This is a genomic window from Candidatus Thermoplasmatota archaeon, assembly GCA_035540375.1.
GTDB lineage: Archaea > Thermoplasmatota > SW-10-69-26 > JACQPN01 > JAJPHT01 > DATLGO01.
Genome location: DATLGO010000046.1, coordinates 1 through 13,390, shown reverse-complemented (window position 1 = coordinate 13,390; position 13,390 = coordinate 1). Strand labels below are relative to the sequence as shown.

5 protein-coding genes are annotated in these 13,390 nt (G+C 73.9%); 1 reads left to right on the top strand and 4 read right to left on the bottom strand.

The window, feature by feature from the left end; all coding sequences use genetic code 11:
- Window positions 1-810 (bottom strand): hypothetical protein (locus VM889_05120; protein HVL47918.1); only part of this gene is annotated, 810 nt, incomplete at its 3' end.
- A 344-nt stretch (window positions 811-1,154) separates the two neighbouring features.
- Here VM889_05120 and VM889_05115 point away from each other — a divergent pair.
- The gene (locus VM889_05115) at window positions 1,155-1,844 is read left to right on the top strand and encodes a hypothetical protein (GenBank protein HVL47917.1); all 690 of its coding nucleotides are present in this window, start codon (window positions 1,155-1,157) and stop codon (window positions 1,842-1,844) included.
- Window positions 1,845-1,862: 18 nt separating this feature from the next.
- Here the strand turns inward: VM889_05115 and VM889_05110 are convergent, their stop codons facing one another.
- From VM889_05110 to VM889_05100, 3 genes are read right to left on the bottom strand one after another with little or no spacing between them, the layout of a single operon-like run.
- Window positions 1,863-11,015: an SDR family NAD(P)-dependent oxidoreductase gene (locus VM889_05110; protein HVL47916.1), complete on the bottom strand. Its 9,153-nt coding sequence runs from the start codon at window positions 11,013-11,015 to the stop codon at window positions 1,863-1,865.
- Window positions 11,012-11,830 carry an enoyl-ACP reductase gene (locus VM889_05105; protein ID HVL47915.1) on the bottom strand — a complete coding sequence of 273 codons (819 nt, stop codon included), beginning with the start codon at window positions 11,828-11,830 and terminating at the stop codon, window positions 11,012-11,014. Before VM889_05105 ends, VM889_05110 begins: the two co-directional genes overlap by 4 nt.
- A gap of 9 nt (window positions 11,831-11,839) precedes the next feature.
- Window positions 11,840-13,375, bottom strand: a complete 1,536-nt coding sequence (locus VM889_05100) for an acyl-CoA carboxylase subunit beta (GenBank protein HVL47914.1) — start codon at window positions 13,373-13,375, stop codon at window positions 11,840-11,842.
- Window positions 13,376-13,390: the final 15 nt, after the last annotated feature.

Genomic DNA, 13,390 nt, shown 5'->3' with positions numbered 1-13,390 from the left:
GTCGTCGCTCGAGACGGACGTCATCGCGGGCTTCGGCGGCGGCGCGACGGGCGGCGGCACGCTGCCGGGCGTCCAGGCGGCGCCGACGCCCTGGGGCGTGGAGGGCGCCACGATGACGTCGGAGGCGACGGGATGCGGCGGGGCCGCGGGGGCGGCCCCGAGGCGCGCGGCGATGGACGGCGTCGGGACGGGCGCGGGCGCAGCCTGGACCGCGCGCCCCGGAAGCTCGATCGTGACGGCCGGCGCGGCCGGAGCGACCGCGGGCGCGAGGTCGGGCGCGACCAGGTCGACGAAGACGCGGCGCCCGAGTCGCTCGAAGTTTTGATCCGCGATGATGAAGGCGAGCTGGCAGTCCTTGATGCGGCCGTCGAAGACGGGCGCGAGGACCTGCCGGATCTGCTTCACGTCGTCGGGCGTGATCTGCGAGACCGAGGCGCGGGGGATCCGGATCGCGAGCGCGACGTGCGTCGCGGCGCGCGGCGCGCGGATGATCGTGTAGGCGTAGTTGCGGTCGAGGCGCTTCGCCATCTCCGAGGCGATCTCGCCGTCCTGGGACATCTGGTCGCGGATGTGGTCGCGGAGGATCCGCGGCTCGAGGCGCGTCGCCTTCTCCGTCCCGATGAGGACGATGTCCTTCAGATCCTTGATCTCATCGAGGCTCACGTAGAGCGCGACCTCGGCGAGCTCGTGAAGATAATCAGGCTTGGGTCGCGGCGTGCGGACGAGCAGGACGCGGCGACCGTTCTCGTCGACGATCTTGTAGCCGTACTCGACCGGGAGGGACTGGCGCGCCTCCTGGATCGTTGACATGGAGACGGGCGGACCGTCGTCTCTCAGCATCGGCATGTGTGCATCCCGCTCGGACAGGGAGACGGGAGGTATTTGGGGGTTGCGAAGTGGAAATGGCGTCGCGAAAAGGGCCCCCGCGAGTCTCGTTCCCCGGGCCCGGCGGCTCGCCGCCTCCTCGCCCGCTCAGGGCGCCCTCGGCGTTTGTGAAGAAACCCTTATCTCCCAGGCCGGTCGCCTATGGGATTGGAGCAAGCCGTGAGCCCTGCGTCCCCCCGGGGGCGACTGCGCCCCTGAAGCACATCGGTCTCCAGACTTCGGATTTCGACGTCTACTACGAGATGGTCCGCGTCTTCCGGGAACGCGGCGTGCCCTTCCTGTCCCTCGTGGATGGCGAAGAAGTGCCCGCGAGCGTCGGCGTCATCGTGACCTCCGACGGCGAGGCCGCCGATATCAACTTCCCTGAGGTCGTCTCCTACACGACTCCGGAGGAGACGCTCGCCGCGGCGATCCGACTCCTGTCCGGCAAGCGCGAGTACGCGCGCATCGTCATCGGCATCGACCCCGGCGAACGCCCCGGGGTCGCGGTCCTCGGCGACGGGCGTGTCCTCGATTCCTATCAGGCGCGATCGCCCGAAGCCGTGATCGAAGGCGTCGCGAAAGCGCTCTCGACGCTCGTGGCGGAGCGCTACCTCGTGCGCATCGGACACGGCGCGCCGACCCTGCGCAACCGCATCATCCATTCCCTCCTCCGCCTCGAGGTACCGCTCGAGATGGTGGACGAGACGTCCTCGACCCCATCGTCGTACCGCACGAGCGCGGAGCGGGACACGGTCGCCGCCGCGGCCATCGCGCTCGCGAAAGGCATGGCCATCACGGTCCAGGATGTGCCGCTCAGCGAGCCGAGCGACGGCGAGCTGCGCGACATCCAGCGCAAGAGCCGCCTCGCTTCCTACGGTCGGCTCACCATCTCGCGCCGCCTCGCGCGCAGCGTCGCGATGGGCCGCATCACGCTCGACGAAGCCGTCCAGCGCATGGGCAAGACCGGCGGGACGTGACGCGTTCGACGGCTGCGTTCACGCGCGCGACGGGCGCTTGGCAGCCTTCGCGAGCGCGACCTCGTGATCGCCCCACGACGCGCACGCGACATCGAGCCTCTCGAACCCGAGTTCGGACCAAGCCGGCTTGAGCGCGTCTCCGACGTCGACCGTCGCGCCGTCGTTCGAGAGTCCTACGGCGACCGCGTGGAGGTCCGCCTTGAGGCCGGTGCCGATCACCTTCGTGAAAGCCTCCTTCACGCACCATGCGCGCGTGGCCTTCACCGGATCCGCGCCGAAGCGCGCGCGCTCGGCCGGCGTGAACGCCTCCTCGAGCCACGACGCTCTGCGGGTCTCCGTCTTCTCGACGTCGAGACCGAACCGCGCGGTGGCGTCCGTCCAAGCGCAGGCGGCGGCCCAGCCGGGCGCGTGGCTGATCGTGACGAAGCACGCACCGGCTTCGGCGGGAGCCTCGACGCGGCGGCCGCCTGCGGGGTCCGGAAGGATCTCGATCGAGGTCCACGCAAGCGGTCGACCGAGGGCGGCCCGCGCGGCCGCCTTCGCGGCCAGCGTCGCGGAAAGCCAGTCGCGCCGGCGCTTCGGGATGTCAAGCGCGTCAAGCGCGGCCTGCTCGCGCGCAGACAGGATCGCGCTTGCGCCCGCGACTTCGGCGTCGTCGAGGATGGGGAGTCGGAAGACGGACGCCCCGCCGACCTCGAGGCGCTCCGCGCCCAAGGGATCCGCCTCGGCGAGCGCGCCCGCGTTCGCGCCGACCGTGACGAGGTCGAGTCCCTCGATCCGGATGGCGACGCGGCCCCCGTCGTCGATCAACTCCGCGTCGAAGCGGTGGCCATCGTTCGCGGGCGAAGGGCCGAGGGCCTTCACGACCACGCGCGTCGCGGGGCCGGCCTCGTGCCACGTGATGCGGGCCGCGGCGCGCGGGAGGCCCATCTCGCCGCGAACCGCGAGGGACCAGAGACCCGCGGCCTGGAGCGCGGCTTCGATCGCGAGAGGATCCGTCTCGCCCGTCTCGCGGCCCGGCCGCAGCGCGGCCGCGAGGCTGTCGAAGCGGAGGCCCGTCACGCGCGCGATGACCTGGAAGCTCGGGCCGTGGAACATGAGCGGACCATAGAGCGCGGCGGGCCCGGCGCTCCACCCGCCCTCGGGCGCGGCGAGGGTCCCGGGCGCGGCCTTCGGCCGGACGCCCGTCGCGAGCGTCGCGTCCGCATGCCGCCGCGGCGCCGGCGTCGCGCCCTTGGGCGCGGCGGGCGTCGTCTCGAGCGAAGCCGCGAACCCGCCGCCGTTCGGAGCGAGCGAGACGCGCGCCTCGACCGGCTGGTCCCGCAGGAGCTTCACGGGATAGCGCCACGCCACGTTCTCCGCGACGCTGACGGCGGCGCCCGAGGCGGCGCGCGTTTCAATCGCGAAGCGTTCGAGCGTCATGACGCCCGGGAGCACCGGCGTGCCGTCGATGCGGTGGTCGGCCAGGAAGGACGCGGCCGCCTCGAGGCGCCAGGTCGATGACGCCGTTGGCGCCGCAGCGGGCGCGGACGCTTCAAGCGCGCCGAGGGCGCGGGACACCACGACCTCGCTCGGTCCGCGCCGCATCGAGAAGGCCTCGGCCACGAACGCGGCGACCCCTTCCTCGGTCGAGATGGGCTCGACGCCGACGCTCGCGAGCACCGTGAGCGTGCTTCCGCGCGTCGCCATGCCCGTCTCGCCCCAGGCCGTCCAGTCGACGACGCGGGTCGCGGGTCGCGTTTCCGCGAGAGAAGCGAGGAGCGCGTTCGCGGCCGAATAATCCACTTGGCCCGCGTTCCCGAAGCGGCCCGCGATGCTGCCGAAACAAAGGAGGCCGGCTTCGGGCGCGCGCGCCTCGAGCGCCACGACGAGGTGGAGCGCGCCCATGGCCTTCGGCACGAAGACGCGGAGGAAGGCCTCGTCGCTCTTGTCCTCGAGGAGCTTGCTCTCCTCCGTGCCCGCGCCGTGCACGACGAGCGCGAGACGGCCAAGCGCGGAGGCTTCGGCGACAAGCGACTGCACATCGTCGCGCGAGGCGACGTCACCGCGGACGTAGCTAGCGTCGGCCGCCCCGGCGTCCCGGAGCGCGGCGAGCGTGCGCGCGGCTTCCGCTGCACGGCGCGCGGGCGCGAGGGCGCGCTCGACGGCGACGGGCGTCGCGCGCTCGCCGCGCGCGGTGAGCTCGGCGCGGGCGCGTTCGCGCGCGGCGTTCCAGTCGGCCTCGGTGCGGCGCGCGAGCGCGTCGGCGTCGTCGGGAAGCGTCGTCCGGCCCGAGAGGACGAAGCGCAGGCCCGGCTTCGCGCGCGCAAGACCGATGGCGCAGGCGGCGGTGATGCCGGTCGCGCCGCCCGTGAGGAGCACGACGTCCCCGGCGGCGATGGAGGCGGGATCGGGCGACGGCGCCTCGTCGACGAGGATGGCCGTTTCGCGCCCCGCGGGGCCGCGGCGGCGCTCGACGGGGCCCTCGCGCGCGGCTTCGTCGAGAAGGTCGGTGGCTGCGGCGGAGACGAGCCCGAGGACGGTCGATCTCGGGCGCTCGCGCGCGAGCGCCTTCGCGAAGCCGAGGATGGCGCCGGAGCGCGGCCCGGGCGTCGCGTGGAGCGCGACAAGGCCGTCGAGCGCGGCGCCTTCCGGCGCGCGCACGGCGCGGACGATCTCGAGGAGGCCCTCAGGCGTCGCGGGCGGCGAGGCGAAGATGGACCGCGCGGCCTTGAGCGACGTCGCGACGGCTATCCCCCGCGCGACGAGCGCGCGCTCGAGCGCGGCCTTCGTCTCCGCCGGCGCGATCACGTAGGCGGGCGCGGGGATCGCGCGCGGGGCGCCTTCGGGGATGGGCGTCCAGCGGACCGCGCGGCGCCGCAGCGCGGCGGCGGGCGCAGGCGCGTTCGCTGCGGCCGTCGGAACGGCGTTCTCGATCGTCGGCGCGTGAGCGGTGGCCGCGGCTCGCTGGGCCTCGACGAATCCGGCGATCTTCGCGATCGTCGCATAGTCCTTGATCCGGAGGCCCTCGACGCGGGGGATGCCGAAGGCTTCGCGGATCTCGGCGAAGATCTCGGCCTGCTTGACCGTGTCGATGCCGAGGTCCGCTTCGAGGTCCGCGTCCGCGTCGAGGACGTCGACCGGGTACCCCGTGCGGGCGGCGATCGCGGCGCGGACGGCCGCGAGCGCGTCGCCCGCGTTCGCCGGGACCGGCGTGGGAAGCGGGGTTTCCGCAGGAGGGGCCGACGGAGAGGATGCGGGAGCCTGAAGCGCGGCGACAGCCGGGGCCGCCGGGGGAGGCGGCGCTGGAGACGCGGGTGCCGCGGCGCCGTGGGAGCCGACACGCTTCGCGATGTAGTCCGCGACGTGTCCGAGCGTCGGGTAGTCCTTGATGCGCACGCCATCCTCGCGGGGCACCGCGTAGGCTTCGCGCAGGGCGCCGAAGATCTCGGCCTGCTTCACCGTGTCGATGCCGAGGTCCGCCTCCATGTCGGCCGTCTCGTCGAGAACGTCGACCGGGTATCCCGTGCGCTCGGCGACGAGGGCGCGGACGCGCGCAAGCACGTCTACGCGCGAAGCGGCCGGACTCGCGGCGGCGGTCGCGGACGCGGGAGCGGATCGGACGGGCCCCTGAACCGGGACCGGAACGGGGGTGGGCGGTTTCGCCCCCGGAGCGGCGACCGGGCCGTCCTCGACCTCGAGTCGCAGAATGCGCCCTTCCTTCGCGAGCCTGTGGCGCCGGCCGCCCGCGGCTTCCGCGAGCCACGCCGCGTGCGTCGCCTCGTTTTCGATGCGGGCCTCGCCGACGGCGAGGCGCTCGAAGACCGCGAGCGCGAGCTGGCTGCCGAATCCCGCCGCGAGCCGGAGCGCGAAGCGGCGCTCGTGCGCGCCGCCCGCGGAGAACGTGAGGCCCGCGAACTCGGGGTCGACCTCGCGCAGGTTCGCGATCGGCGGCACGCGTCCGTGCTGAAGCGCCTTCACGGCGACGACGTCCTCGATGCCGGCGCCCATCGGGTGTCCGGTGAAGCCTTTCGTGTTCGCGATGACGACGTCGCCCGCGCGGTCCGCGAACGCGGCGCGCAGGGCCGCGGCCTCGGCGCTCGCCGAGCCGCCGCGGGCCGGCGTGTACGTCTCGTGGCTGAGGAAAACGAGGTCCTTCGCGAGGTCGCGCGGCGCGCGGCCCGTGGCGGTTTCCACGCGGCCGAGGAGCGTTGCCATCTCGCGCGCGATGTGATCGACGTCGAGACGCGACCCGTGGTAGGCGGAGTTCGCGACGCGCGTCGCGACGAGCCGCGCGACGGGTATCACGCCGCGCTCGCGGGCGGCGGACGCCGTCTCGACGACGAGGGCCGAGGCGCCCATGCCGAGGATCATGCCGTGGCGCCGGCGGTCGAACGGCAGCGCGCCGTCCTCGACCGAGGCCGCGGCGGTCGCGGCGCCCGAGGCGAGGAAGCCGGACCCGATCCACGGCAGGAGCGCGGGCGACGTCACGTCGTCGGCGCCGACGACGAGGACGCGGCGGCAGCGGCCCGTGCGGATCCAGTCCTCGGCCATCGCGAGCGCGACCGTCGTGGAGGCGCACGCGGCGTTGACCTGCGCGTTCGGGCCCTTCGCGCGGACGAGCTCCGCGAGCTCCGCGTGAGCGAACGCGAGGATGCGGAAGAGGAGCTTGCGGTCGAAGACGTAGGGCTCGCGCGCGTTCTCGGCGACGAAGGCCGCGAGCCGGCGACGCGCCTCGGGGTCCGCGACGTGCGGGATGGCCGCGGCGACGTCGGCGGCGACCGCGGCCGCGCGGCCGTCGTGGAAGCGCGCGATCTCGCGCGCGAAGGCGTCGTAGCCCGGGAAGGCGCTCGCGAAGATGACGCCCGTCTCGTCGCGGCAGCGCTCGGGCAGGACCCAGCGTCCCTTGAGCACGCGGCCGGCCGATGTCAAGGTCTCCTCGCGCACGAGGGGGATGCGCGCGTCGGCGAGGGCTTCGAGGCCCGCGGCGATGGCGAGGCGCGTCGTGACGTCCCACGTTTCCGCGTGCTTCGCATCGATCGCGTAGTGCGAAAGGTCGAGCGAACCGGCGCGGCCGGCGAGGCGGACCGTTTCGTCCGCGCCGCGGATGCGCTCGAAGACGGGCTCACCTTCGCCCTTGACGAGGCGCACGATGTTGCGCTCGAGGAATCGGTCCGCGTCGGCGGGCGCGAGGCGCTCGATGCGGTTCTCGCCTGCGAGGATGCGGTCCACGTTCGCGTCGTCGAAGACGCGGCGGCTCTGGCCGGGAAGGCCGAGCGCCGCGCCCGTGATCACGATGGGCTCGGCGACGAAGCCGAGGCGCTCGCTCTCCGCGAGCTTCGCGGCGACGGGCGCGAGGGCGCCGCGCACCGCATCGGCGGCGGCGAGGGCCGCGGCCTCGGCGAGCCCCGCGGTGGCGCCGGCGGGCGGCGCGACGGCCAGAGGGGCCGAGGGCGCGGGAACGCTCGCACGCGGCGTCGAAGCGACGGGCGTGTGCGTCGGCGCGGGGGCGGCGCGCGCGGGCGTCGCGATGGCGGCGACGGGCGCTTCGGGCGCGGGTCCAGGGATCGCGAGGTCGTAGCCGAGGGCGAGGAGCTTCGCGACCGCGTCGAAGAGGCTCGGCGCGTCGCCGCGCTTCGGGTGGTTCGTCGCGAGCGCGACCGCGTCGCGGCCGCGCAGCGTGTCCTCGATGAGGCCCGCGAGCGCGCGCTTGGGGCCGACCTCGACGAACGTGCGGACGCCCTCCGCGTGCATGCGTTCGACGCTCTCGCGCCAGCGCACGGGCGAGGCGACCTGATCCGAGAGGAGCGCGATGATCGCGGGCACGTCGGTCGGATAGTAGTCCGCGGTGACGTTCGCGACGACGGGGATCGTGGGCGGGCCGACGCGGAGGCCCTTGAGGACGCGCCCGAGCGGCTCGGCCGCGGGGCGTACGATCTCCGTGTGGAACGCGGCGCTGACGTTCAGCCACTGGACCTGGACGCCCGCGCGCTCGAGAATCGCGACGGCGGCTTCCGCGCCCGCGGTCGAGCCGGCGATAACCGTTTGGTTGGGGCTGTTGAGGTTCGCCGCGACGACGTAACCCGCCTTGCGCGCCTCGACGAGCGCCTTCTCGACGGCTTCGGCCGGCGCCATGACGCTCGCCATGCGGCCCTTGTCGGGGACCTTCACGTTGGCCATCTCGGCGCCGCGCGCGCTCACGGCCTTGAGCGCGTCCTCGAAGGTGAGGACGTTCGCGACGACGAGCGCCGCGTATTCGCCGAGGCTGTGGCCCGCGACGAGCGAGGGCTTGACGCCCCAGGACGCGAGGAGGCGGTGGAGCGCGACGTCGAGCGCGAGGACGGCGGGCTGCGTGATCTCGGTCTGCCGGAGGCGCTCCTCGGCGCGCGCGACCGCGGCCGGGTCCTTGGGGTCGGCGAAGACGAACTCGGTGAGCTTGCCGCCGATGAATGGCGCGAGGACGCGATCGGCTTCCGCGAACGTCTCGGCGACGATGGGGAAGCGGGCGGCGAGGTCGCGGCCCATGTTCGCGTACTGGCTTCCCTGGCCGGGGAAGACGAGGGCGAGCTTGCCCGCGAGGGGGCCTTCGCCGAGATGTGCGCCTTTGGTCGGAAGCGCCGCGCGCTTGGCCGGATCCTTCGCGAGCGCGAGGACGGCCGCGAGGCGCTCGGCGGCCTCGGCCTTGGCGGCGGGAAGGGAGACGACGAGGCGCGCGTTCGCGCGCGGGTTCGCGAGGCGCCGCGTCGCGGCGGCAAACGCGGGCACGTCCTTCGCGGCGGCGAGGCGCGGCGCGCCGTCGGCCAGCGCCTGGACGGCGGCCTCGACGGTGGGGCCGCAGAAGAGCGCCACGTCCGCGAAAGCGGTCGGGCCGGCCGTAAGCGCCGGGAGGGGCGCGGCGGCGGGCGTGGCGACCGCGTTGGAAGCGGCGGCGCGGGCGGCCGCGACCGGCGCGGCCGCGGGACCGTCCTCTTCGAGGATGACATGGTAGTTCGTGCCGCCGAAACCGAACGCGCTCACCGCGGCGCGGCGCGGGGAATTGGCGGGCGCGGCCCACGGCTCGGGCTTCGCGAGCATGCGGAACGGCGTCGCGCTCCACGCGATCTTCGGGTTCGGCTTCGCGACGTGGAGCGTCGGCGGGAGCGTGCGGTTCGCGAGCGCGAGCGCGGTCTTGATGAGGCTTGCGGCGCCGGCCGCGGCTTTAAGGTGGCCGATCTGGCTCTTGACGCTCCCGAGCGCGACCGCGCCTTGCGGGAGCTTCGCCTCGGCGAACACCTTCGCGAGCGTCTCGACCTCGACGACGTCGCCCACGGGCGTGCCCGTGCCGTGCGCCTCGACGAGACCGATGGTCGCCGGCTCGACCCTGGCGGCGGCGAGCGCGCGGCGCACCGCGAGCTCCTGGCCCTTCGGATTGGGCGCCGTGATGCCCTTGCCCTTGCCGTCGCTCGACGAGCCGATGCCGCGGATGATCGCGTACACGCGGTCGCCGTCGCGGCGCGCGTCCGAGAGGCGCTTGAGCACGAGGATGCCGGCGCCTTCGCCCATGACGAAGCCGTTCGCGCGCTCGTCGAACGGCCGCGAGCCGTCGGGCGAGAGCGCGCCGATCTTCGAGAACTTCGCGTATGTCGCGGGATCCATGCTGCGGTCCGCGCCGCCCGCGATCGCGATGTCGCATTCTCCGTCCCGCAGACCTTTCACGGCGAGGTCGACGGCGGCGAGCGAAGACGCGCAAGCCGCGTCGGTCGTGCAATTCTTGCCGCCGAGATCGAACGCGTTCGCGACGCGACCGGCGATGACGTTCGCGAGCTCGCCCGGCATCGAGTCCTCCGTGATGGGCGCGAGGCGCGACTTCATCGCGCGTTCGGCCGTTCCCAATATCTCGCGCTGCTTCGCTTCCGGCAGCTCGGCGAAGCCGGGCGTCGCGCGCACGGCCTCGGCGAATTCGGGGAAGTAGACGCGCCGCGCGTAGGCGTCGCGCATCTCGCCGCCCATGCTGTTCCCGATGATGACCGCGACGCGCTCGCGGTCGAACGTCTTCTTGTCGAGGCCCGCGTCCGCGAACGCCTGGCTCGCGGCGACGAGCACCATCTTCTGGACGTCGTCGAGGCTCGAGGCGACCGCGGGCGGGATGCGGAAGCGCATCGGGTCGAAGGGGATCGTGTCGACGAAGCCGCCGATCTTCGCGTAGGTCTTGTCTGGAACCTTCGGATCGGGATGGTGGAAGAGCGCCGGGTTCCAGCGCTCATGGGGAACCTCCCGGATCGCGTCCACATTGCCAAGGACATTGCTCCAGTAGGTCGCGACATCGGGCGCCTTCGGAAGGACGGCGCCCAGGCCGACGATGGCGATGGGCTCGGCGAGCGGGTCCGCGGTCGGGGGCGCGGCTGCGGGTGGCGCGGCCGTGGCGGGCGCCTCGCGCGCGATCGGGCTCGAGGCGGGAGCGGAAACGGGTTTTGCGGGCGGCGCCTGGGGCGGGGGGGTCGCGGCGGCGTCGGCGAGCGCGTCGGCGAGGGCGCGCTCGAGGTGGCCGGATCGGCGGGCGACGAACGCGGCCAGAGGCGCGTCGGGGCCGACCGCGACGGCGGCGTTCGGGGCGAGGGCGACGCGGTCGCCGGTGCGGGCGCGCGCGAGGGCGGCCTTCGCGGCGTCCGCGAAGCCCGCCTCGGGGAGCGCCCACAGGCTTTCCGCGAGGACGAAGCCGCGCGCGCCGGCTTCGCGCGCGAGGGCGAGCGCGGCGCGGTCGAGGCCGCCCCACGCGACGACGGGCCGGCCCGTCGCGGCGAGGGCGCGTACGAGGTCGACGGTGGCGCGGCCGTGCGCGCCGCGCGCGACGTACGCGAGCGCGTCGCGGGGGGCTTGGGCCGCGTCGGCGATTTCGACGAGGACGGGGCGACCGGCGGCGGCGAGCGGCGCGAGGGGCGCGCCCGCGGCGGCGACGAGGAGCCGCGCTTCGGCGGGGAGATCGCCGACGGGTTCGGCGACGCGGAGCGCGTACGCGGGGAGCCCGCGCGCGGTCTCGCGCCACGCGGGATCCGTCGTGGCGTCGAAGAGCGGGAGCGCGCCCGCCGCGTGGGCGGCGCGCGCGAAGGCGGCGCCTCCGGGGGGCGCAAGGGCGAGGATCGGGAGGCGCGCCGGCCAGCCGGCAAACGCGGCGGCGCCGGGCGCGCTCGTCGGCGCGGTCGGGGCGGCGGTCACTGCGGACCCTCCGGGGGCGACGTGGCCGGCTCCACGAGGACGCGCTGGAGGTCGGGCGGCGCGCCGACCGCGGAGTAGCCCGCGTCCACGTAGATGACCTGGCCCGTGATGCCCGCGGCCTCGTTCGAGAGGAGGAAGCTCGTCGTGCGCGCGACGTCGGCTTGCGTGACGTTGCGGCGAAGCGGCGTGTTCGCGGCCATCCAGTCGAGGATCATGTCGAAGCCCGGGACGCCGCTTGCGGCGAGCGTCTTGATCGGGCCCGCGGAGATCGCGTTCACGCGGTGGCCGAGCGGGCCGATGGAGGCGGCGAGCTCGCGCACGATGGATTCGAGCGCCGCCTTCGCGGTGCCCATCACGCGGTAGCCGGGGACGACGCGCTCGGCGCCGAGGTACGTGAGCGTCACGAAGCTCGCGTCGGGGGCGAGCTTGGGGAGCGCGTGGCGCGCGACGCGCAGGAGGCTGTACGACGAGACGACGAGGGCCTTCGAGAAGTCCTCCTCCGAGGTCTCGACGATGGGGCGGCCGAGCGCCTCGGCGGGCGCGAACGCGACCGCGTGCACGACGCCGTCGTACTGGCCCGTGAGCTTCGAGAAGAACGTCGCGACGCTCGCGTCGTTCGCGACGTCGCACTCCTCCCATTGCTCGACGAACTTCTGGTCCTTGACGAGCTCCTTCACGCGGCTGAGGAACCGCTTCTGGTACGCGAGGGTGACGAGCGCGCCGCGGTCGGCGAGGTCGCGGGCGATGGCCCACGCGATGCTCGAGTCGGCGGCGACGCCGAAGACGATGTAGCGCTTGTTGGCGAGGTCCTGCATGGTGACACCTTAGAGGGGGATGTTTCCGTGCTTTCGCGGCGCACGGTTCTGCCGCTTGGTCGCGAGGCGGGCGAGGTGGCGCGCGAGGTGCGCGCGCGTGAGGGCGGGTTCGATGACGTCGTCCACGTAGCCGATCTCCGCGGCGAACCACGGGTTGCGGAAGCGCTCGCGGTATTCGGCTTCGAGGCGGGCGCGGGTCGCTTCGGCGTCCTGCGCCTTCGCGAGCTCGCGCCGGTAAAGGATGTTCACGGCGCCGCCTTCGCCGAGCACCGCGACTTCCGCGGAGGGCCACGCGAGGTTGACGTCCGCGCCGAGGTGCTTCGACCCCATGACGATGTACGCGCCGCCGTAGGCTTTCCGGAGGATGACGGTGATCTTCGGCACCGTCGCTTCGCAGTACGCGTAGAGGAGCTTCGCGCCGCGGCGGATGATGCCGTCGTGCTCCTGGCTCGTGCCCGGGAGGTAGCCGGGCACGTCGACGAGCGTCACGAGCGGGATGTTGAACGCGTCGCAGAAGCGGATGAAGCGCGCGCCCTTCTCGCTCGCGGTCACGTCGAGGACGCCCGCGAGGACGCGGGGCTGGTTCGCGACGAGGCCCACGACGCGGCCCTCGATGCGCGCGAAGCCGATGACGAGGTTCTGCGCGTAGGCGGGCTGCAGCTCGAGGAACGAGGCCGGGTCCACGAGGCGCTCGATGATCGCGCGCACGTCGTACGACTTCTGCGCATCTTCCGGGACGGCCGTGTTGAGCGAGTCGTCGCGCAGCGGCACGCCCGCGGGCGGCGCGCGCGCGGGCGGGGCCTCCAGGTTGTTGCTCGGCAGATACGAGAGGAGCCGCGTCACGAAGTCGAGCGCGGCCTCCTCGTTGTCGACCGCGATCGTCGCGACGCCGCTACGCTCGGCATGCACGTCCGCGCCGCCGAGGTCGTTCGCGGTGGTGACCTCGTGCGTGACCGTCTTCACGACGTCGGGGCCCGTGACGAAGAGGTGCCCCGTGCCCCGGATCGCGACCACGAAGTCGGTGAGCGCGGGCGAGTAGACGGCGCCGCCGGCGCAGGGGCCGGCGATGACGCTGATCTGCGGGACGACGCCGCTCGCGTTCACGTTGCGCATGAAGATGTCGCCGTACGCGCCGAGGCTCGCGATGCCTTCCTGGATGCGCGCGCCGCCCGAGTCGTTGAAGGAGACGACGGGCACGCCCGTGGTCAAGGCATGATCGAGGACCTTGCAGACCTTGCGCCCTTGCGCAGCGCCCATGCTGCCGCCGAGGACGGTGAAGTCCTGGGCCAGCACCGCGACGGGCCGCCCGAGCACGTTCCCGAACCCGGCGACCAGGCCGTCGCCGGGCGCGGCCTCGAACGGCAGGCCGCGGCTCGTGCCCTGGCTCACGACGAAGGGGTCCACCTCGAGGAAGCTCCCCGGGTCGAGGAAGCGGTCCAAGCGCTCGCGCGCCGTGAGCTTCCCGGCCTCATGCTGCCGCGCGACCCGCTCGGGGCCGCCGCCGGCCTCGGCCGCGGCGGCCCCGAGCGGGTCGCGCGGCAGCATGAGGCCGGGAAGCTC